Source organism: Gemmatimonadota bacterium, from assembly GCA_040882465.1.
Classification (GTDB): Bacteria; Gemmatimonadota; Gemmatimonadetes; order Longimicrobiales; family Gaopeijiaceae; genus JBBEBG01.
The window spans coordinates 26,290-46,397 of record JBBEBG010000001.1 but is presented as its reverse complement, the minus strand read 5'-3'; the positions used below and the strand labels follow the sequence as shown (position 1 = coordinate 46,397).

Below are 20,108 nucleotides of genomic sequence, written 5' to 3'. Positions count from 1 at the left end.
GAAGCAAAACGTGTCTGGGTGTATCCCCGGGGGCTCCGACAGTCTGGCCGCCGCGCGAGTGGCGTGTCAACGCGGAGCTCGGGGGCCGGCTCAATCGGAGAGGAGCGTGCCGGCGCGCTCTCCCTCCGATGAGGTCAGATCCCTTCGGTCTCGGGGACGTCCGCAAGCCGGACGAGGAGATCGCCGGGGTCGACAGAGTCCCCCTGATGGACGAGGATCTCTTCCACCACGGCGTCGCGCGGTGAGGTGATCGCGGTCTCCATTTTCATCGCTTCCATGAGGACGAGCCGGCTTCCCCGGTGTACGGAGTCGCCGGCGCGCGCGAGGAGCTGGACGACCTTTCCAGGCATCGAGGCGCCCACCTGCTTCCAGTCACGGGCATCTGCCTTGGGGTGCAGAGCGGCGTCCACGGTGATTCCGACGTCCCGCACGCGAACTTCCCGGGCGTGTCCGTTCAGCTCGAAGACGACCGGTCGCGTGCCGTCGGCGCGCACCTCGCCGACCGAGATGAGCCGGATGATCAACGTCTTCCCCGGTTCGATCTCGGCCGCGACCCGCTCGCCGGCCTCCAGCCCATAAAAAAAAGTGGGGGAGTCCAGGACCGATGTGTCTCCGTACTCGGCCTTATGCACGACGAAGGTGCGGTAGACATCGGGGAAGAGCACATGGCTGAGGAGCTCTCGATCCTTCGGCACCTCGGAGAGACGGTTTTCGTTCGCCAAAGCCTCGAGTTCCTTCCGCACCGAGTCGAAGTCGGTGGGAGGGAGGTAGGCGCCCGGGCGGTCCTCTAACGGCTCGATTTCCTTGAGAACGGCCCTCTGCAACTTCTCCGGAAACCCGTAGGGTGGCTTTCCGAGCTTTCCTTGGAGGAGCCCGACGACGGACTCCGGAAAACCCAGCTCCGGGGCACGTTCCAGGAGAGTGGATTCCGTCAGCTCGTGTTGCACCATAAAAAGGGCGAGGTCGCCGACGGCCTTCGACGAGGGGGTGACCTTGATCAGCTCTCCGAGGAGCGAGTCCGCATCGTGGTATGCCTGAACGACTTCGCGCCAGCGATTTCGGAATCCCAGCGCCTCTGCCTGCTGCTTGAGATTTGAATATTGCCCTCCTGGGACCTGGTGCCGGAAAGCGCCCGCATCCGGGACCGCGGGACCACTCTCGAGGAAGCTGTAGGAGGTGCGTGCGGACCCCCAATAGTCGTTGAGTGGCTGGAGCGCTTCGAGGTCGAGGCCGGGGTCGCGGTCCGTACCCTGGAGGGCGGCGGCGATCGCGCGGAGACTTGGTTGAGATGTTCCGCCGGCCAGGGAATCGATGCAGCCGTCCACGAGCTGGGCCCCAGCCAGGGTGCCTCTCGCGGCAGTCGCCACCCCGACCCCCGTGCTGTCATGGGTATGGAGGTGAATCGGAATGCCGATCGCGTCTCGCAGTGCGCTGACGAGCCGGTATGCGGCCTCGGGCTTGAGAAGCCCCGCCATGTCCTTGATTCCGAGAATGTGCGCGCCCGCCCCCTCGAATTCCTTTGCGAGACCGACGAAGTAGCCGAGATCGTACCGCGTACGTGCGGGGTCGAGAATATCGCCAGTGTAGCAGATCGCCACTTCGGCGAGCTTCCCCTCCTCCCGGACCGCATCAATGGCCACACGCATGTTTGGAAGCCAGTTCAACGAGTCGAAGATTCGGAACACGTCGATTCCGGCGCGCGCCGCCTCGCGCGCGAAGGCACGCACGGCATTGTCGGGATAGGCGGAGTATCCGAGTAGGCTCTGGCCACGGAGGAGCATCTGGAGGAGGAGATGCGGAATCCTCTCCCGCAGCGACTCGAGGCGTTCCCAGGGATCTTCCTTGAGGAAGCGATAGGCGGTGTCGAAGGTCGCGCCCCCCCAGACTTCCATGGAAAAGAGCTCCGGCATAAGCCGGCCGGTTGCCTCCGCGATCCGCACCAGGTCGTAGGTCCTCACGCGGGTCGCGAGGAGCGACTGGTGGGCATCCCGAAACGTCGTATCCGTCAGGAGGACCCGATCCGCGGCATGCACTCGCTTGACGACCGCCTCGGGGCCGTCCCGGTCCAGGACAGCTTTGAAAGTCTCTCCCGGAGGTGGGGACACGGGAGGTGGAGTGGGTACCGGGGCGGGGCGGAAGGACGGTTTCGTCCGTGACCGCGGCCCACCCTCCTGCCCGTTGACGACGATGTGTCCGATGTAGCGCAGGAGCCTCGAGCCTCGGTCCCTGCGGGGGCGAAAGTCGAAGAGCTCGGGATGGCTCTCGACAAATCCGGTGTCCACTCGGCCGGAAAGGAAATCCGGATGCGTGACGACGTTTTCGAGGAACGGAATGTTGGTCTTGACGCCGCGAATTCGGAACTCGAGAAGTGCGCGGTGCATCTTCTTCGCGGCATCCTCAAAACGGAGCGCGGTCGTACACACCTTGACGAGGAGCGAGTCGTAGTGCGGGCTGACGTATCCCCCCGTGAATGCCGTGGCTCCATCGAGGCGCACTCCGAAGCCGCCGGGCGAGCGGTAGTGGGCAATCCTTCCCGCGTCAGGGAGGAACCCGTTCTCGGGATCTTCCGTGGTGACCCGGCATTGAATCGCGTAGCCCCGCGGCGGGGGAACCGGATCGGGCACTCCGGCTTCGGCCAGGTCCCGTCCTTCTGCGATTCGGATCTGGGCCTGGACGAGGTCCAGACCCAAGACCATCTCCGTCACCGTGTGCTCCACTTGAATGCGGGGATTCACTTCGATGAAGAAGTGATCGCCTTCCTGGTCCACGAGAAATTCGACCGTGCCGGCGCCCCGATAGCCCGTTCCCCTCATCAGGGTTTCGGCCGAGGCGCAGATGCGAGCGCGAAGATCGGGATCGAGGCCCACGGCCGGTGCGACTTCGACGATCTTCTGGTGCCGGCGCTGGACCGAGCAGTCCCGCTCCCAGAGATGCACGACGCGCCCGGTTCCGTCGCCGAGGATCTGGACCTCGATGTGCCTGGGGTGCCGAACGTATTTCTCGAGATAGACGGTGGTATTTCCGAAGGATGCGCCGGCCTCGCGGCGGGCCACGACAAGCCCCTCTGCGAGCTCCTCCTCGTTTTCCGCAACTCGCATCCCACGTCCCCCACCACCTGCCGTCGCCTTCACGATGACCGGAAAACCGGCTTCGCGCGCGAAGGCGAGGGCGTGCGCCTCGTCGGGAACCGGGTCTTGCGTTCCCGGGACCACGGGGACCCCTGCCGAGACGGCGAGTTGGCGCGCGCGGAGTTTGTTGCCGAAGAGCTCGAGGTGCTCCGGAGAGGGTCCGATGAAGACGATTCCCTCTTCCGCGCACCGGCGCGCGAAGGTCGCGTTTTCGGCCAGGAATCCGTAGCCGGGATGGATTGCATCCACCTCCTTTTCGACGGCGAGGGCGATGATCGCCTCGATGTCGAGATACGCATCCACGGGTCCCTTGCTCGAGGACAGGAGGTAGGCCTCATCCGCCTTGTAGCGATGGAGCGCGAGGGAGTCCTCTTCGCTGTAAATCGCGATGGTTTGTTTGCCGAGCTCGGTGCAGGCCCGAAAGACACGAATCGCGATTTCGCCGCGATTCGCGGCCATCACGCGCTTGAAGGACTTGGAAGAGGGCAAGCTGGCGATTCCCATGTGAGTTCAGCGAGGCGGCGGCTTGGACGGCGCGCCGTGTTGCGAGCGGCTCCGTCGGCCGCCTTCGATGGAATTCTCAGGCGACCAGGAAAGAAAAGCGCCCGCCAAGTTTCTTGAAAGGGGCGTCCCCCTGCGATCAGAAGAAGGCCAGCGGGTTCAGCGGGGATCCGGTCCCGCCCGGCACGGCGAGTGGGGCAGCCACGAGGAAGAATTCCCACCGGTCACGTTCGGCGGCCGCCTGAGCCACGGCTTCGAGATCCAGGTTATCGAAAAGTGGCATCCCCATCGCCACGAGTGTGAGCTGGTGGATTGGCATGGCTACTCCCTCGACCCCCGAGGGGAGGACATCGTTCGTGTAGTCGCTCCCGAGAATGGCCACGCCGCGCGCGTGCAGCCAAGGAGCCACGGATGCATGCAGGCCGGCAGCGAGGCGGCCGGTGGCCCACGGTCCCTCCTCCGCCCGGCGCGCCCAGCGCCCACTGCGCACCAAAAGGGCGTCGCCAGGGCCGATCCTTACACCGGTCTCCGCCTCCCATGCCTCGAGGTCCTCAGGGTAAATCGGAGCGCCCGGCTCCAAATAGTCCACCCCTCGAAGCCGCGGGATGTCCACGAGAATGCCGCGAGTCGCGATTCCCGACTTCATGGTCGTGATCGCAAGGGCCGGGCATCCTTCCTCGGCCGAGATCGCGCTCCGTGCGAAACCGTTGTACGAGATGCCCTGGTGAGACATGTGACAGAGAGCGTCGAGATGGCTGTGGGCGTACCCATGAAAGACGACATTGAAGCGGTCGCTCACGAAGGCGCCCTGGCCGCCGGCACCGAGGATCTCATGCCCGAAGGGGGAGGTCGCGTCTTCGGCCGCCTCCTTGAGATAATCATGCGAAAGGGAGACGGCGTAGCCTTCTCGGACCAGGCCGGCCGCAGTCACGGTATGCCCGGGAGTGATCAGATTCAGAGTGCCTCGTTCGTCTGCCGGGCCCCACCGCCCGGCATTCGAGAGCTCACTCATCCACCCGTCTATCTGGGCGGAAGTGACCGGATCGCGCTCCTGGGCCGAAAGGGGGCGGACGGTGGGGCACAATATGGCGACCACAAGGACGCCGTATCGCATTGTATGATAAACAATTAACTGTCTTGATCTACGATTACACATGAGCAACTCTCCCCGGCCCTCGGCCGCCGATGCGGGAACCCCCGGGACTCTTCCGAAGAACCTTCCGGAGCACCGACTGAGAGAGTAGGCCTGCGGCTCTGCCGGAGCAAGGTCGAGCCCCGCCGGCGCCCGGGTGGACCATCTCGGGGCCTATGCGAATCCGGTGAGGTACACGAGCGCACCCCAACGAACGGCCGTCACGGCGAACCAGGATGCCCCGACTGCGGCGAAGGCAGTCCGCGCGCGGACTGCTGAACCGTCTTCGATTGCGGTGGCGAAAAGGGTGATCCAGGCGAGGTCGAAAAGGGTGATCTGGCGAAGGAGGATGCCCAGCGGCGAAGCCCCGTCTGCCGGAAGGGGCAAAAGGGAAGCAATTGTGCCCGGTGGGACTTCCAGCGTGGCCAGAGTGAGGGCACTCGCGGGAAGCGATGACATCCAGAGGAGCTGGGCTGCCGAACCGAGCCAGCTCGCGGCCTGAGCCCAGAGTGCGCCGCGGAACACGGAGGCCAATGGCTTCGGAGCACCCAAAACGAGGAGGGCGAGTTGAACCAATAAGGCCGAAAAACCGACACGGGCGAGGAGAAGGACCGGGGTCAGAACGTAGGCGAGGCGTTCCCAGCGCCGCGCTTCGGCGAGGACCTGCGATACCTGCGCCAAAGAGCCATCCACCGCCGGGATCATTCGTCCGTAGACCTCCTCGGTCATGACGATCCGATTGGTTCCGATCGTAACCGCCAGCGTCGCAAGGGAAACAATGAGAAAGAGATGCCAGTTGCGAAGTCCGGAGGTCGTGGCCGGGACCCCGGCTTCGGCGCCGAGATCAGAGCGACCCATGAGCCCTGACGCCCTCCGATATGCTCGCCCGGACATCGAGCCTGGGAATCGGAGCCCCAAGTCCTACGGCGTGCGCACGAGGTTCGTCGGACATCTGGCCGGCCGGTGCCTCGGCCACGATCCGACCGGCGTCGAGGACGCACACCCGATCCATCCGCACGACAACTCGGGGCTCGTGAGACACGACGAGCACAGCGTGTTCCTCCCGGTACCGCAGGATAATTGTAAGGAGGATCTCTTCGGTTTCGGCATCCGTGCTCCTGAGTCCCTCGTCCACGAGGAGGAGGGCCGGAGACGAAGCGAGCGCTCTCAGAAACCCGACGACCTGCCGCTCCCCGGCGGAGAGTCGGCGGCTTCCTTCGCCGATCCGGGTCCTCCAGCGCTCGGGAAAACGGTCGAGGTATCCTCGGAATCCGAGCTCCTCCAAGCGCGCGAGGACCTTCGCTACGTCCCCCAGTTCGCGACCCAAGAGGACGTTGTCGGCGAAGGACCCTCGAAAGAGGGTCACTTCCTCGGGTACGATCGAAACCCCCCGCCGAAAGCTCGAGAGAGAAATGGTCTCGGCGGGGATCTCGTCTACGAGGAGCCGCCCGCGGGTCAGGGGGCGCATTCGATTGAATACGGACACGAGGGTGGTCTTGCCGGCCCCGTTCGCGCCGACAATGGCAGTGGACTCCCCCCGCTCCAGGGAGAGGTTCAGGCCGTCGAGAACCGCTTCGCCGGAGTTCCAGGCGAGATGTGCATCCTCCAACCGAATGGAGCGCTGGAGGCAAAAAGTGTGGCGACCGAATTCGTGCGGGCGGGGCGCGAGCAGGAGGTCGCGGAAACGGGACGCGCTGAGCGAGCCCTCCTGAAAAGTCGACGGAAGGCGCGTGAGACGCTGAATGGAGGGGATCATTCCGCCCAGAAGCCCATAGCCGGCCACGAATTCCCCCAAACGCAGCTCCCCACTCACGACGTAAAGGGCACCCCACACCAGAGCCACGACGACGATCGCGCCGCCCGTCAGGTCCGAAGCGAAAGCGATTCCCGCGTGCAGCCCGCCGAGCCGCTCCGCACGGAGTTGAAAGGTGCGGTGTTCGGCCGCGTTCCGGATCGCGAAAGGGGAGGATGCACCCAGGGCGAGGATCTCGCCGATGCCGCGCATGTGGTCGATGAATGTCGCCTCGACGGTGGAGTACGCGGCCAGTACCTCCGCCTGCGTATCCCGCAAGGGACCCAGCGATCGAAGGAGGTAGGCCGCGTACAGTGGGAGGAGCCCCAAGGCGATGAACACCATCGGAGTCGCGAGGAACAGGAGCGCCAGAAGAGTTCCGAGCACGATGAGCCCGTCGATGACCATCGTTCCCAGGAGCTCGAAAAGCGCGGACTGTACGCGGATGCCGTCACTTCGCCGGGCGGAGATGTCGCCCACCGCCCGGCTCTCGAAGAATCTCAGGGGGAGGTGAAATAGCCGATCGAGGAACTCCGCGTCGAGGCGCAGGCTCACGCGGGTGTTGAGTCGGAGCAAGAAGCGTTGGCGAAGGTTTGCGGCGGCCGCTCTCGCCCCGAGGACGATGAGGAGGATGAATCCGGTGGCCAGGATCATCCGCACGTTTCGCTCGGGAATGAAGCGATCGATCAGCCACTGGACAAAGACTGCGGTCGCCAGCCCCAGGACCGCGCTCGCCAGCCCGAGAAAGAGGGACTGCACCAGCCACCCCGGCTCGGCGCGGCAGTGTCCGGCGAGCCACCGGATCCATCCCATTCGACTTCCGCCGGCCCGGCGGAGACTCGGCGTCGGCTCGAGGAGGAGCACCGAGCGAAACCGCCAGAGTGACAAGAACTCCGCGCGGGGAATTTGCTTCCGCCCGCGCGCCGGGTCGCCCACGAAGACGCGGCGGGCGGCCACGCGATACACGACGACGAAATGTGTGTTGCCGTCCGGGAGGAGCAGGTGGGCGATGCAGGGGAGCGTTTCCCGCGCGAGCTCATCCAGCGTGCCCGACGCACCACGGGCTACGAAGCCGATCGCCTCCCCAGCGCGCTGGAGCCCCACGAGGTTCGTTCCTCGAAGATCGGTTCCGGCGAGGTCGCGAAGCTCCGCCAGGGGCAAGTCGCCTCCCCAGTGCCGCAAGACCGACAGCAGAGCGGCGGGCCCACAGTCCGTTTGGTCGTGTTGCCGGACGAGCGGGGGACACACGCGGCGGCGGACTCGCGCCCAAAGGCCGCGGGTCGAGCCAGGTGACGGCTGGGACGTTGCTTCGACTTGCGGACAGGCGGCGGACATGGAGGATTTCGGCGGTCAGCTGAGACACCGAGCCAAGGGCTTACCCGCGTCCGGAGAGATCTCCCGGTCGGAGGTCATGCGGAGGAAAATCTCCTCGAGTCCCTCTTTCGAATGGCGACCGTGGGCGACCCGGAGTTCCGTTGGCGTGCCTTCGAAGCGAAGGGAGCCACCGTGGAGGATTCCAATCCGGTCGGAGAGCCGCTCGGCGAGCTCCATTTGATGGGTCGCGAGGAGCACCGCCCCGCCGCGATCTCGAAAGTCCGCGATCATCCGGCTGACCGTTCGGGCGCTCGCGGCATCGAGGGATCCCGTGGGTTCGTCCAGAACGAGGATCTTCGGGTCGGGAAGCGTTGCGGCCAGGAGGGCGACCTTCCGCTTCATCCCCAGGGAGTAAGTTCGGATCAGGACATTGGCTGTGGACGTGAGGCCGAGAGCCGTAAGCCCGCGACGGAGGCGATCGTCGAACTCTTCTTGGGTCCCATGAAGGGAAGCGATGAAGGTCAAGAACTCCCGTGCGGTCAGGTGGTCGTAAAGCAGAGATTCGTCCGGGACGTATCCCACTTTCCGGCGCGCGGCGTGGATTCCTGGAGAATCCACCGGTACGTCGCCGATCCACGCCTGCCCGGCCGTCGGCCGAACGAGTCCCATGATGATTTGAATCGTTGTGGTCTTTCCGGCCCCATTGGGCCCGAGGAGCCCGAAGACGCTGCCGGGCGGAACGCTAAGAGACACATCCTCGAGGGCGATCGTGTCCCCGTATCGCTTGCCGAGCGATTGCAGGCGGACTGCAGAGACTGGATTCGTCATGGCGGTCCGTTCCGAAGGCGCGTGAGTGCCAGGGTCACGATGACGCCGGACAACGAGGCGATGGTGAGGACGCTCGTGGCGAGGATCCCCGCGTGAACCAGGGGAGAAATCGTCCCCTGCGAGAAGAGCACGCGAGCGGCCGTCACCACTCCCGTGGCCCCGATTGCGAACGCTCCAAAAAGGAAGATTCCGGTCGTGGAGGCACCTGGAAGGACGACGCCACGGCACCGGCTGTCCGGGAAGAGAAAGCCCAGACCGGTCCCGAATAGCGACATGACGCCCCCTCCGATGAGCGCGAAGCCGACCGCTTCAATCGCCGTGGGTCCGGGAACGCCCGCCAACCACGAGCCGGCCGAGATCATGAGTCCGTAGAGGGGCGCGTGAAGCAGCACGTAGCCCTCGTTCACGAGCAGCTTGAGCCGAAAGGTTTCGGCAGGGGAGATGAAGGGGCGCCAGAGGTGGAGAGTGCTTTTCTCGGACCCGAGGCTTGGAAGAGTCCGCAGGCCAGCGAGGACACCGGCGAGGGCGAAGAGGAGCGCATCGAGTCCTCCCCCCGTCAGGGCCGCCGCCTCGGAGGCCTCTCGCGCCCCCAGCAAAGCGCCGGCGAGTCCGAGTAGGACCCAGCTCGCCAAGACGGAGTGTAGCGCGACATACGCCCATGGGCCCCGGCGAAGAGGAAGGACGACGTCTTTGGTCCAGAAGAGGCGAAGCCGCGAAGTCCGACCCCGCAGCCGAGGGGGGAAAGCGCACTCGTACGATGTCGGGAGACCTTCGCCGCCAGCGTCGAGTCCCTGGAGCGCCACTCGTCCCGACTGGCGCCAAAGCGCACGTGTCCCAAGCATGACCCCCGCAATGAGGACCGCCCCCCACCCGGCGATCCGCGCCTCGGACCCGTCTGTCGCCGCGTGAAGGATTGCCACCGGAGCCTGGAGGAAGTGGAGCGCATTGGGCGCCGACTCGCCGATTCTGGAAAGGACCGAGGGTGCCCACTCACCAAGCAGGTGGGGAACGACAACAAAAAGGGGAAAGGTGGCCATGAAGAGGAGGGCGAAAATCCTCTGATGGCGGAGGGTGGGCGCTTTCCGTGGGGCGCTCATGCGGGTGAATCCGACGGCACCGAGTACGAGAATGCCGACGACGAAGTAATACGCCAGGCTCGCGCTCGCGTGGAGGAGAAGAACCCAGCCGGGCCGGGCGGCTCCCCCCGTCACGAGTCCGTGAAGGAGGAGATCGTGGAATACGAGCAGATGGAGCCCACAAATCCCGACGGCGGACACGACCTGCACGCAGAAGAGCTCCGGAAAGATCCATGGATGAGCCCGGAGAGGTTCTCGTTGGCCCTGGACGGCTCTCTCTCGCCAGAGAAGGGCCGGGACCATCACCGCGTAGGTGAGGGTCAGAGCGAGACTCGAGACGACGAGCGCTCCGATTCGGGCGAGGCCGTCGAGGCCCCTTAAGGGAAACGAGTCCTCGACAACCACGAGCTCCCACAGGGAAGGAGCCGCCACGACGAGCAGGAGGAGGACCGCCCAGCCCTGAATGCTCCTCAGAGCCTCTCGACGGAGCCAGAGCGCCCCGATCCGCAGCCGCCACAGGCCGAGCTTCGCGGCCACTCCCGGGTCCGCGACGCACGCACGATCGCGGGCGGAAGAGGCCGGCGCTCCGCCCCCCGGCACGGGCGGGGCGGAGTCCCGATCAGCTGAGCTCACGCGAGGACCGCGAGCCCGCACGCGGTGATCGCCTTGTTCACGGTTAGAAGGAAGCCGGGGAGCCCGAAGACGAACGAGGCGGCCACCGTCGCCCCCACGGTCACGCCACAGGTTGTGCGAAGGAAGTCGCCGGAACCTGGAAGTGCTTCCATTTCTTGCATCGTCAGAGCGCGCATCTGCGTGTCTCCTTGTTCGAGAAGGTTCAGAGGTATGCGGTGATACAGCTGATTGCCCCGCCTCCGTATGCGAGGATCGCCAGCTTGCTGAAGGGATCGGGGCTCGTCCAAGCGACGAGCGCGGTGACCGCGCCTAAGCCGCAGGCCACCCCCGACCAGAATCCACCTCCGTGGACCAGCGCCATTTCCTCTCGATTCAGCGTGTGCATTTGCTCCTCCTTGAGTGAGAGTCGTCTCCGCCGGCCGCCTTCGGCACGCGAATTCCCGGGCCCGCCTCGCCCGGGGTGATGCGTGCGAATCTTCCGCGAAGGCATGGGTACTCTCCATAGCTGGATCGGCCCGATGCGGAGTGGGAGGCGGGGGTGGCGGGGTGGGGCGGGTTGATCGAGATTTCGGGCAATCCCGACCACGCCGTGGCTTATTTCATGGACTCGATGTTCACACCCAAGCGAATTCTTGCGGGGGGGATCGTCCTCGCCCTCGTCACCCTTGATCTCTCGACCAAGTCTTGGGCGCTCGATGCCCTCGACGGCGGTCGCACCCTATCGCTTCTCGGCGGGCTGATCCCCCTGACCCTGGCATTTAATCGCGGGGCGGCGTTCAGTCTGACGATCGGAGACGATCCCCGCTGGGTCTTCGTCCCGGTGACCCTGGCGGCGGTCGTTTTCCTCCTGGTCGTGATTCGCCAGGCCGATCCGCGCGACTACGGGAGGGTGAGCGCCGCGGCCGCGGTGCTGGGAGGGGCGCTGGGGAATCTGTACGACCGGGTGCGTTGGGACCGCGGCGTCGTGGACTTCATCGGTCCAATCGATCTCGGCTTCATGCTCTGGCCCGTCTTCAACGTGGCCGATACCGCGATCACCTGTGGCGCGATCGCTCTGGCCGCGTCCTTCTGGCGGGAGGAAGTGCGAATTCGCCGTGGGCGGGAAGTCGCAACGGCGAAGGGTGGGGACTGAGCGTCAAGGCCGCGGATGTCCGTCGCGGCTTCCTCCGTCGTCCGGAGTGAACTTCAGGAATTCGATTCTTCGGCCCTGCATCTTCACGACCCGAAAACATCCACCGTCCACCCGCACCTCGTCACCCACCTCCGCCACCCGATTGAGGGATCCGAACACGAAGCCCCCCAAGGTATCGAAACGATCTTCGGGGAGCTCCAAGTCCAGAGTCTCATTGGCCTCGCGAAGGGGAACTGCGCCCCACACGCGCATCACCCCGCCTCCGAGAGTTTGAAACGAGACCGGCTCGTCGCCCTCATGCTCGTCCCGGATCTCTCCGACGATCTCTTCGATCAGGTCCTCGAGCGTTGCGAGTCCGGCAGTGCCGCCGAACTCGTCCACGACGATGACCATGTTGATCCGCCTCTCGCGCATCTCGACGATGAGATCTTCGACAGGCTTCGAATCGGGAGCGAAGGAAACTTGGCGCAAGAGCGCCCGAATTTCGGTGATCCCCTCGCGATCCGCCTGCCAAAGGTCCCGGGCCAAGAGCACTCCCGAGATCCGATCGAGGCTCCCCTCAAAGGCGGGGAGCCTGAGGTGTCCTTCGTCCAGCATAAGCGCCTTCGCTTCCTCCACGGAGGCGCTCGCGGGGATCGCGACCATGTCGGTCCGGGGAGTCATGACTTCCCCGACCGTCACCTTGTCGAGGTTCATGACGTTTGTCACCACTCGCCACTCTTCTTCGTCCAGCGTCCCCTCCCGGCGGCCGATTTCAGCGAGGACCTCGAGCTCGGCCCGGCTCACCGTGGACTGATGTGCCTTGTGCCGCGTGAAGAGCCTGGAGAAGTAGGAAAGGGGGGTGAGGATCGGCTTCATGAGAAAGACGAGCGCCCGCAAGACGTACGCGCTTGGTCCCGCCAGCTCTTTCCAGTACGTGGCACCGACGGTCTTGGGAACGATCTCGGAGAAGAGGAGGATCGCGAGAGTCAGCGCCACCGAAAAAGCGGCGATCCAATCATCGCCGAACTGTTGGAGCGCGAGCGCACCCCCCATCGCCGCGCCGACCGTGTGGGCGATCGTGTTGAGAGTGAGGATCGCCGAGATCGGCTCGTCGATTCTCTGCTGGAGCTTGTTGAGGTATGTGCCCGAGCGGCGCCCTTCTTCCATCAGGAGCGCCACGAACGAGCGGTTCACCGAGAGGAGGACCGCCTCGAGGATCGACATGAGGAAAGAGACCCCGAGGGAAACCCCCAGGACCCAAAAGAGCATGGCCATGGCTGGCGGTCAGCCCTTCCTCAGACGAGCCTGGCCTCGAGCTGGATCTCCACCGGCGCCAGTGCTTTCGAGACCGGGCAGGCGGACTTCGCGGCCTCGGCCTGTTCCGCGAACGCTTCGGGGGAGATGCCCGGGACCGTGGCTTCCGTCGAAAGCTCGATGCGGAGAATCGTCGGGCCGCCTTCGCCCGTCGCCAAGTGCACCTGCGCGACCGTCCGTACCGAATCGGGCGGATGGCCCGCCTTGGTGAGTAGGGCGGAAAGGAACATCGAATAACAGGCGGCGTGCGCCGCTCCGACGAGCTCCTCGGGATTCGTACCGGAACCCGACTCGAATCGCGAGGCGAAGGAATAGGGTGCGTCGAGGACTCCCGTCTCCGTCTTGACCCTCCCGGTGCCCTCGTTGAGCGTTCCCTTCCATTCTGCGTTCGCCTTGCGTACAGGCATCTTGCCTCCGAGGGTCTAGGGATTTCTGGAATCTAGCCCTGCAAGCGCTTCCCAGCGTCGCGGCACATCCGGTGCGGGTACCCGGTGCCGAGGTCCGGGTTGCATCGGGTCCGGGATTATTAGAGACTGTTCGGGTCTGAGGCGCACCGGGAGTCAACGACGATCCGGCCACCATCGGCTCCCCTTCCACCTGTCCATCACTGCGGTGCACACGGAACTCTCCCGGGGCTCACGACTCCCCGCCGTCCTGGCGTACCCCTTGGGTGGGCTGGGCCGCTTCTCGCGGCTCGTGGCGGAGCACATGGGGCAGATCTCCCTCCTCCTGACGCGCTCCGCCGGGGCTCTCGTGAGCCTTCAGGTATCCCGGCGCGCCATCTTCCAGCAGATGTACATCATGGGGGTGCAAAGCATCCCGATCGTTCTGGTCACCGCCGTCCTCAGCGGAATCGTGACCAGCCAGCAGGGAGGGTACCAATTCCAGGGCTCCGTCCCCCTCTACATCCTTGGGAGCGTGGTGACCGCGAGTGTCATTCTGGAACTGGGTCCCGTCCTGACCGCGATCGTCCTCGTCGGGCGAGTCGGGGCCCGAATCACCGCGGAGCTGGGGACCATGAAGGTCTCCGAGCAGCTCGAGGCGTTTCAGGCGGTTGGGAGGGATCCGATCGTGGTCCTCGCGGCGCCCCGCATCGTGGCAGGGATCGTGGTGGTCCCTCTCCTCGTGGGAATCGCGAACTTCGTCGGGGTCCTCTCAGGGATGGTCGCAGCCCGGATGACGGTCGGGCTCGGATACGAGTCCTTCCTTTATGGCGCCCGCCTCTTCTGGCATAACTGGGACCTGTTTTATTCGCTCCTCAAGGCGGTCACTTTCGGGTTCGCCATCCCTGTCATCGCCATTCACATGGGATTCCGCACGGGGGGTGGCGCAGCGGGAGTGGGGAGGACGACGACGCAGTCTGTGATGTTTATGACGCTGACGATTCTGATTCTGGATGCCCTCTTCCCGCCGCTTCTCCTTCAGTGATGATCGCCTACAAGAACGTCTGGAAAGCGTTCGACACTCCGGTGCTCGAGGGAGTCAGCCTCGAGGTCGAAGAGGGAGAGATGTTTGGAATCTTCGGGCCCTCGGGGACGGGAAAAAGTGTCCTGTTGAAGACCACGATCGGGCTGATCTCCCTCGATCGGGGAGACGTGCTCGTGGAGGGCGAGTCGGTGTATCGTGGAGGTCGGGAAAAACTCCGCCGAATCCGGCAGAAGGCCGGGTACGTATTTCAACACGCTGCGCTTTTCGACTCCCTCAGTGTCTACGAGAACGTGGAGAGCGGAATTCCGGAGGCCGCCCTCAAAAGCCTCTCGCGGCGAGAGAGAAGCGGAAAGGTTTGGGAGGCCCTCGAGCTCGTGAACTTGGATCCGCGTGGGGTCCTCCCCAAGCTGCCCGCGGAGCTGTCCGGCGGGATGAAGAAGCGGGTGGGAATCGCGCGCGCCGTCGTGGGGCGTCCAAAGATCCTACTCTGGGACGAGCCCACAACGGGGCTGGATCCGGTCAATACCGCCGCCGTCGAGCGCCTGATCGGACGCCTCACGGACCAGCTTCGGGTCACCTCCGTCATCGTGACCCACGACATCGAAGGGGGACTCGAGATGTGTGACCGCGTCGCGATGTTGAGCGGCGGCACCCTTCGCTTCGTCGGGACGCCGAGCGAATTCAGGTCGTCCGGAGACACGGTGGTCCGTGCCTTCGTAGATCGCGCCGCCGCGAACGCGGCGCTCCAGGAGATCGTTCCGGCATGAGCAACGGGGAAACGCGGGAATCTCGGCGCCGGCCGCCCACCGAACAGGAATTGGAGCGAGCCGGACCATCCGCAGGCGGGGGAAGGGAAGTGCGGGTCGGGGCGTTCGTCCTCCTCGGGATCGTCGCCTTCCTCGCGGTGCTCTTCATTCTGACGGACCCGGCGACCTTCCGGGGACGCTATGTGGTGATGACACAGGTCGAGGACGCGGGCGGGATACGGCGGGGCGACCCGGTGCAGCTGCGCGGGGTCAATATCGGGCGGGTTCAGGAGTTCGCGTTGGTGGACGGCCGGGTGACCATCGCGCTCGAGATCGATGGGCAGTGGGAGATCCCGAGCGATTCTCGAACCAGGCTCGCGGGAACCGACCTTCTGGGTGGCCGCACGGTCGAGGTCATTCCCGGATCTTCGCCGGAAGCTCTGCCGGCCGGCGCCATGATGCCGGGCGAATCGGTCGCCGGAATCATGGACGTCGCCGAGGAGCTGGGAACCGAAGCGCAGGTCGCGCTGAGCCGGGTGCGTGCGCTCCTGGACGAATCGGCCGTGGCTTCCCTCCACGAATCGATCGCCGATCTGGGCGAGCTTCTGGCCGCGCTGACCGAAGTCACCCGGGAGCAGCGCGCCGAACTGGCGCAGATTTCAGGCTCGATCGGGCGTTCAGCGGACCGCGTGGAGGACCTCGTGGCAAACGAAGCGCTCGACCGGAGCATCGCCCGCGCGGACTCGACCTTGGTCGAACTGCAGAGCGCCGGAGGAAGCCTCGCCCGCGCCACCGAGTCGCTCGATGTGATTCTCGCGCGAATCGAAAGCGGGGAAGGGACTCTTGGGCGGCTCTCGACGGACGAGGAGCTCTACGAGCGGATGAACTTAGCGGTCGAGGAAGTCATGCTCCTCGCCCGCGACATCCGGGAAAATCCGAGCCGCTACGTGCGGATCCGAATCTTCTAACCCGCCTCACCCATCACCAACCCGGCGTGAACTGGAATCCCCAGTGCCCCCCGCGGTATGGGCGTTGGAACGGGTAAACGTAGTGCACCTCGATGATCAAGAATCCGAGGACGTTCACCCGCCCGCCGGCACCCGAGCTCACGACCGGCACGCGCTGGGGCGTATCCCGGGCGAACTCCCAGACCGGAGGGTTTTCACTGTCCCAAGCGACCCCCGCGTCGGTGAACGCGAAGAGCTCAATTGGGAGGAAGCCTCCGCCGAGCACGCCGTAGCGATCCGCCCCGAAGAGGGGGAGGCGGATCTCAACGTTCGCGATCCCCAGGCGGTTTCCATAGAGTCGATCCCACTCGGGGCAGGCAAAAGCAACCCCCTCGGGGGAGGTGCACTCCGAGGCGAAGTCGAAAGAATAGGGGGAGTATCCGCGCACGTACGTCTCCCACCCGAGGAAAAGCGGGTTGAGGATGCTCTGCTCTATGCTCTTTCCGTAGCGGCCGACGTGCATCCCGCGAACGGCGAGCGTCAGCTCGGTGATCGGATTGAAGTACCGCCGATAGTCAACGAGGACGTTCGTGAAGTTGATGTTTCCCGCCGTTCCTCCGACCTCCAGCCGGTAACGACTTCCCCGAATCGGAGAGGTGAACCCGAAGAAGGAGTTGTCCCCGACGAGGGCGACACTTCCCGAGATCAGGTTGAGCGGATCTGAAAGCTCGTCTCCGCCATCCGTCACGGTCCGGTTGACCAGGCGCCCGTTAAATAAGACGAGCTCCTCGCGCTCGAGATCGAAGGAGTACCGCGTCAGCCCTCCGAGGAAATCGACCCGGCGCGTCGTGGAGAAGGGATACGACACGAGGCCCGACGCCTGCGTATGAAACTCGCGATAGCGCTCCTGAATGATGGTCGTCGTCCCCGCCCCGTCGTAGAAGCCACCGGTCCGGATCTGGAGGTACGGAATGCGTCCCGCGGACACCCCCCAATTCCAGCGGTCCTCCAAATTGGTGTAAACGAACTGACCGCCGATGTCCTTGAAGGTCCCCTGGGCCTGGACGGCGACGCCCAGATTCCGGTTTCCGAGCATGTCCGAGAAGAAGGCGGCCACGGAACCTTGCACGAAATTGCCGAACTGCTGATCCACCCCGACGCCGATCATGGGCTGACCGAGATAGTCGAGGGAGAGACTCGGAGTGTAGTCCTGCGCGTCGGCCGCGTTGAAGGTCCCCGGCGGATAAAGCGCGGTGCGGGGGTCGGCGAGGTAGTTCTGGACTCTCGAGGTCAGGCGCGTTTCCCGCGAGGGAAGGAACCGTCCGTCCGGCTGAATGGCGTCCACAAGGACCGGGGCTGCGGGGGCATCGCGCGAGTCCATCGAGTAGATGTGGAACTGGAATTCGTCGAAGACGGAAAACACGACCGTCCCCGTCTCGCGGGCGACGCTGATCGCCGGCGACATCGGGGTGATCCCCGTGACCGCCGTCGCGAGGCGGGTCATCCGGGCGATGTCTCCGGTGGCGAGGTTCACGCGGTAGATGTCGTTGAAGCCGTCCGCATCAGAGAGGAAGTAGAGGCTCTGCCCGTCCGGCGAGTACTGAGGATTCGCGTGCCGCACATCCCCGAAGAGGTCGAGGACCGCGATCGAGCCGTCGGAAAGGTCGTACAGCCCGATCTGCATCTCCGAATAGGTCAGGAGATCGAAGTCCGTCGCCGGCCCCATGTCGGTGACGAAGGCGATCGTCTGGCCGTCGGGCGAGAAAGTCGGCTGAAACTGGGCGTTCCGATCGTTCGTGAGCCGCGTCACTTCATCGGTTTCCAGACTCACGACGTAGAGATCCGTGAGGCCACCCACCTGCCCGGAAAAGACCAGGCTCCCGCCGTCGGGCGAGAAAGAAGGACCGGTGATTTCGCCGATTTCCTCGGGCAGTCTCAGGCGACGTTCAACCCCCCCTCCGCTCACGCTGGTGAGGACGATCTCATTCCGGCCATTCGCGAAGGTCACGAAAGCGACCGTGTTCCCATCGGGGGACCAGGACCCCGACGAATCAATGAAGCGGAGCGCATCCATGTGCGGGTCGGATGCCGCGCTCGCGAGGGTCCGGAGGATTTCCCCCGTCCTTGCGTCCGCGAGGTACAGGTTGAAGCTGAACAGGTCTTTCTCGGAGAGCACGACGAGATACCGCCCGTCGGGGCTGATCGAAGGGGCGACGTTCTGCTCGCCGGCGCCGGTGGAGGGCGCCATGAGGAGCGCACCCGCTTCTCGCGGGGGCGTCCGGCCTTCCATCAGAGGCCGATATCGCTCTTCGACCGCGGCGCGCCATTCGACCGAGAGGCTGTCGGGTGATATTCCGAGCACCTGTTGAATCGCAGCGTCCGGTCCGAGGCGAAGCGACGTCCGGAAAAGCGAGGCCACGGCCTCGTCTCCGTACGTCCCCCCCACGTAAGTCCAGAAGGCCTGACCGAAGCGGTAGGGGAAGAAGCGCGACTCCCTGGAGAGCTGCTCGAGAGTGGGAAAGTCGTCGCGCAGAAGCGCGTCTCTGAGCCACATCGCGGTGAGGGGATCCTCCCTTCCAAGGGAGAGATATTCGGCCATCCCCTCGATCATCCAGAGTGCGAGCCGCGAAAGACCCGGCATCCCCCCTCCGCGCCTGGATTGCGCGAGGTCGTACTGAAAAGCGTGCACCAATTCGTGGCCGAGCACGTGGTCGGTCGAGGCGTACGACCCCGCGAGCGGCATGATCACGCGATTTTTCAGCGACTCCGTGACACCGCCCGTTCCCTCTCCGAGCTGCCCCGAGATCGTGTTCGTCTGCTGGAAGTCGGGGTGATCGGCGTAAAAGATCACGGGCTTCCGCTCGACGAACTCGTGCTGGAACAGGCGCGCGAAGCGCTCGTACCACCGCTCGGCCATGCGGCTCGCATCCTCGATGGCTTCTTCCATTCCGGGATAAAAGTAGATGTCGAAATGCGGAGTCTCGAGGATCCTCGTCTCGAAGCTGTCGTACTGGACTTTGTTTCGCCCGAAGTACTGGGACTCCGCCGGATGGGGAAGGAAGAGGCCGCTGGCGGCCAGGAGGACGGGAAGGGAAAGGAACGCCACCTTCCGTCGTGCGCGCAGGAAAGATCTCATCGGAATGCCGTCGGGCCGAGGGTGTGACGGCGGGCCAACCTTCCACCGATTCCGCTGGAGGGTGCCGCCGCGCAGGAGATCAAAGCTCATTTACCCGCGCTCGCGCGCGGAGATCCTGAAGCCAATCGGGAATTCGGCTGAACGCATTGCGCGGATCCTTCGCCCCCATGAAGATACAGCGCGATTCCCGTCCGGGCATCGAAACTCCTCCGCCCGTTCCCCGATGGCGACCCCGGAGCCGATGAGCGAGCTCAAGACAGTCTCGACCGATCAAGCACCGGGCGCCATCGGCCCTTACTCCCAGGCCGTGGTTTGTAACGGCTGGATCTTCGCCTCCGGCCAGATCGCGCTGGACCCGGCGACGGGCAACTTCGAAGGGGGGGATGTGACCCACCAGACCTCCCGCGTGCTCCAGAACCTGGCCGCGGTCCTCCGGGCGGCCGGCGGCGGGATGCATACGGTCGTGAAGACGACCGTCTACCTCCGGGATCTTGCGGACTTCAAGGCCATGAACGAGGTGTACGCCGCGCATTTCGGGAGACACCGGCCCGCCCGTGCCACCGTTGCTGCCGCCGGGCTTCCCGCAGGAGCCGCGGTGGAAGTGGATGCAATCGCCCGCGTGGCTTCGGGGCGCGAACCCGGGGACACGAAGACCGCCTGATGCGCCCGCTGCTGCTCCTCCTCCTGACCCTGGTCGGCTGCGCCGCATTCCAGTCCGACTTCGACCCCTTCGAATCCGCCTCGGACCGGAGTCTCAACGTCAGGGTCTCGAACGAAAGTTATTCCACGGTCTCGATCACTGCCCTGGCGGCCGGCCGCCGAACCCTTCTGGGGCGCGCCGAGGGAAACACTCGGGTCGGATTCTCCATCCCCTGGCCGGGAGAGGGGGAGGTGCGATTCCTGCTGGAGATCCTGGGGGGCCAACGCTACACGACCGCCCCGGTGCTCATGGTTCCCGGAAGGCAAATAGAAATCCTGATCAGGGAGCCGCTCCAGAGGTCCGTCGTTCGGCGTTGACC

The 20,108-nt window shown here is 65.0% G+C and carries 17 protein-coding genes; 6 read left to right on the top strand and 11 right to left on the bottom strand.

Annotation, left to right across the window (positions count from 1 at the left end; genetic code table 11):
* Window positions 1-134 precede the first annotated feature (134 nt).
* The 8 genes from WEG36_00220 to WEG36_00185 all read right to left on the bottom strand — a co-directional run bounded on the left by WEG36_00220 (window position 135) and on the right by WEG36_00185 (window position 10,789).
* Entirely contained in the window at window positions 135-3,617 is a 3,483-nt protein-coding gene (locus WEG36_00220) for a pyruvate carboxylase (GenBank protein MEX1256019.1), read from the bottom strand.
* Window positions 3,618-3,768: 151 nt separating this feature from the next.
* Complete coding sequence (locus tag WEG36_00215) at window positions 3,769-4,641, bottom strand: cyclase family protein (GenBank protein ID MEX1256018.1); 873 nt, start codon at window positions 4,639-4,641, stop codon at window positions 3,769-3,771.
* A 294-nt stretch (window positions 4,642-4,935) separates the two neighbouring features.
* On the bottom strand, window positions 4,936-5,619 hold the full coding sequence (locus WEG36_00210) for a hypothetical protein (GenBank protein MEX1256017.1): 684 nt from the start codon (window positions 5,617-5,619) through the stop codon (window positions 4,936-4,938).
* Window positions 5,606-7,888 (bottom strand): cysteine peptidase family C39 domain-containing protein, encoded by a 2,283-nt coding sequence (locus WEG36_00205; GenBank protein MEX1256016.1) that lies wholly within the window; start codon window positions 7,886-7,888, stop codon window positions 5,606-5,608. Before WEG36_00205 ends, WEG36_00210 begins: the two co-directional genes overlap by 14 nt.
* A 15-nt stretch (window positions 7,889-7,903) precedes the next feature.
* Window positions 7,904-8,695, bottom strand: a complete 792-nt coding sequence (locus WEG36_00200; GenBank protein ID MEX1256015.1) for an ABC transporter ATP-binding protein — start codon at window positions 8,693-8,695, stop codon at window positions 7,904-7,906.
* Window positions 8,692-10,308: a hypothetical protein gene (locus tag WEG36_00195; protein ID MEX1256014.1), complete on the bottom strand. Its 1,617-nt coding sequence runs from the start codon at window positions 10,306-10,308 to the stop codon at window positions 8,692-8,694. Before WEG36_00195 ends, WEG36_00200 begins: the two co-directional genes overlap by 4 nt.
* A 92-nt stretch (window positions 10,309-10,400) precedes the next feature.
* Window positions 10,401-10,580, bottom strand: coding sequence for a hypothetical protein (locus tag WEG36_00190; GenBank protein MEX1256013.1), 180 nt, complete (start codon window positions 10,578-10,580; stop codon window positions 10,401-10,403).
* Window positions 10,581-10,606: 26 nt separating this feature from the next.
* Window positions 10,607-10,789: a hypothetical protein gene (locus WEG36_00185; protein ID MEX1256012.1), complete on the bottom strand. Its 183-nt coding sequence runs from the start codon at window positions 10,787-10,789 to the stop codon at window positions 10,607-10,609.
* A gap of 153 nt (window positions 10,790-10,942) precedes the next feature.
* Between WEG36_00185 and lspA the strand changes: the two genes are divergently transcribed.
* Window positions 10,943-11,536 carry a signal peptidase II gene (lspA, locus tag WEG36_00180; protein MEX1256011.1) on the top strand — a complete coding sequence of 198 codons (594 nt, stop codon included), beginning with the start codon at window positions 10,943-10,945 and terminating at the stop codon, window positions 11,534-11,536.
* A gap of 3 nt (window positions 11,537-11,539) precedes the next feature.
* Here lspA and WEG36_00175 read toward each other — a convergent pair whose 3' ends face one another.
* Window positions 11,540-12,793 (bottom strand): hemolysin family protein, encoded by a 1,254-nt coding sequence (locus WEG36_00175; GenBank protein MEX1256010.1) that lies wholly within the window; start codon window positions 12,791-12,793, stop codon window positions 11,540-11,542.
* Between the two features lie 20 nt (window positions 12,794-12,813).
* Entirely contained in the window at window positions 12,814-13,239 is a 426-nt protein-coding gene (locus WEG36_00170) for an OsmC family peroxiredoxin (GenBank protein ID MEX1256009.1), read from the bottom strand.
* A 301-nt stretch (window positions 13,240-13,540) separates the two neighbouring features.
* On the opposite strand from WEG36_00170, the gene WEG36_00165 reads away from it, so the two are divergent.
* From WEG36_00165 to WEG36_00155, 3 genes are read left to right on the top strand one after another with little or no spacing between them, the layout of a single operon-like run.
* Complete coding sequence (locus tag WEG36_00165; GenBank protein MEX1256008.1) at window positions 13,541-14,260, top strand: ABC transporter permease; 720 nt, start codon at window positions 13,541-13,543, stop codon at window positions 14,258-14,260.
* Entirely contained in the window at window positions 14,260-15,027 is a 768-nt protein-coding gene (locus WEG36_00160; GenBank protein ID MEX1256007.1) for an ATP-binding cassette domain-containing protein, read from the top strand. The genes WEG36_00165 and WEG36_00160 overlap by 1 nt, the downstream gene beginning before the upstream one ends.
* Complete coding sequence (locus WEG36_00155; GenBank protein ID MEX1256006.1) at window positions 15,024-15,974, top strand: MlaD family protein; 951 nt, start codon at window positions 15,024-15,026, stop codon at window positions 15,972-15,974. Before WEG36_00160 ends, WEG36_00155 begins: the two co-directional genes overlap by 4 nt.
* Before the next feature lie 13 nt (window positions 15,975-15,987).
* Here WEG36_00155 and WEG36_00150 read toward each other — a convergent pair whose 3' ends face one another.
* Window positions 15,988-19,089 carry a peptidase S9 gene (locus WEG36_00150; protein ID MEX1256005.1) on the bottom strand — a complete coding sequence of 1,034 codons (3,102 nt, stop codon included), beginning with the start codon at window positions 19,087-19,089 and terminating at the stop codon, window positions 15,988-15,990.
* 241 nt (window positions 19,090-19,330) lie between these two features.
* On the opposite strand from WEG36_00150, the gene WEG36_00145 reads away from it, so the two are divergent.
* The gene (locus WEG36_00145; protein MEX1256004.1) at window positions 19,331-19,750 is read left to right on the top strand and encodes a Rid family detoxifying hydrolase; all 420 of its coding nucleotides are present in this window, start codon (window positions 19,331-19,333) and stop codon (window positions 19,748-19,750) included.
* Window positions 19,750-20,106 carry a hypothetical protein gene (locus WEG36_00140; GenBank protein ID MEX1256003.1) on the top strand — a complete coding sequence of 119 codons (357 nt, stop codon included), beginning with the start codon at window positions 19,750-19,752 and terminating at the stop codon, window positions 20,104-20,106. The genes WEG36_00145 and WEG36_00140 overlap by 1 nt, the downstream gene beginning before the upstream one ends.
* Window positions 20,107-20,108: the final 2 nt, after the last annotated feature.

Bases quoted from the DNA above. Each gene is read 5' to 3' on its own strand.
- WEG36_00155 (MEX1256006.1), top strand. From the start codon at position 15,024: ATGAGCAACGGGGAAACGCGGGAATCTCGGCGCCGGCCGCCCACCGAA.
- WEG36_00200 (MEX1256015.1), bottom strand. From the start codon at position 8,695: ATGACGAATCCAGTCTCTGCAGTCCGCCTGCAATCGCTCGGCAAGCGA.
- WEG36_00175 (MEX1256010.1), bottom strand. From the start codon at position 12,793: ATGGCCATGCTCTTTTGGGTCCTGGGGGTTTCCCTCGGGGTCTCTTTC.
- WEG36_00190 (MEX1256013.1), bottom strand. From the start codon at position 10,580: ATGCGCGCTCTGACGATGCAAGAAATGGAAGCACTTCCAGGTTCCGGC.
- WEG36_00215 (MEX1256018.1), bottom strand. From the start codon at position 4,641: ATGAGTGAGCTCTCGAATGCCGGGCGGTGGGGCCCGGCAGACGAACGA.
- WEG36_00160 (MEX1256007.1), top strand. From the start codon at position 14,260: ATGATCGCCTACAAGAACGTCTGGAAAGCGTTCGACACTCCGGTGCTC.
- WEG36_00150 (MEX1256005.1), bottom strand. From the start codon at position 19,089: ATGAGATCTTTCCTGCGCGCACGACGGAAGGTGGCGTTCCTTTCCCTT.
- WEG36_00145 (MEX1256004.1), top strand. From the start codon at position 19,331: ATGAGCGAGCTCAAGACAGTCTCGACCGATCAAGCACCGGGCGCCATC.
- WEG36_00170 (MEX1256009.1), bottom strand. From the start codon at position 13,239: ATGCCTGTACGCAAGGCGAACGCAGAATGGAAGGGAACGCTCAACGAG.
- WEG36_00205 (MEX1256016.1), bottom strand. From the start codon at position 7,888: ATGTCCGCCGCCTGTCCGCAAGTCGAAGCAACGTCCCAGCCGTCACCT.
- WEG36_00210 (MEX1256017.1), bottom strand. From the start codon at position 5,619: ATGGGTCGCTCTGATCTCGGCGCCGAAGCCGGGGTCCCGGCCACGACC.
- WEG36_00185 (MEX1256012.1), bottom strand. From the start codon at position 10,789: ATGCACACGCTGAATCGAGAGGAAATGGCGCTGGTCCACGGAGGTGGA.
- WEG36_00140 (MEX1256003.1), top strand. From the start codon at position 19,750: ATGCGCCCGCTGCTGCTCCTCCTCCTGACCCTGGTCGGCTGCGCCGCA.
- WEG36_00165 (MEX1256008.1), top strand. From the start codon at position 13,541: ATGGGGCAGATCTCCCTCCTCCTGACGCGCTCCGCCGGGGCTCTCGTG.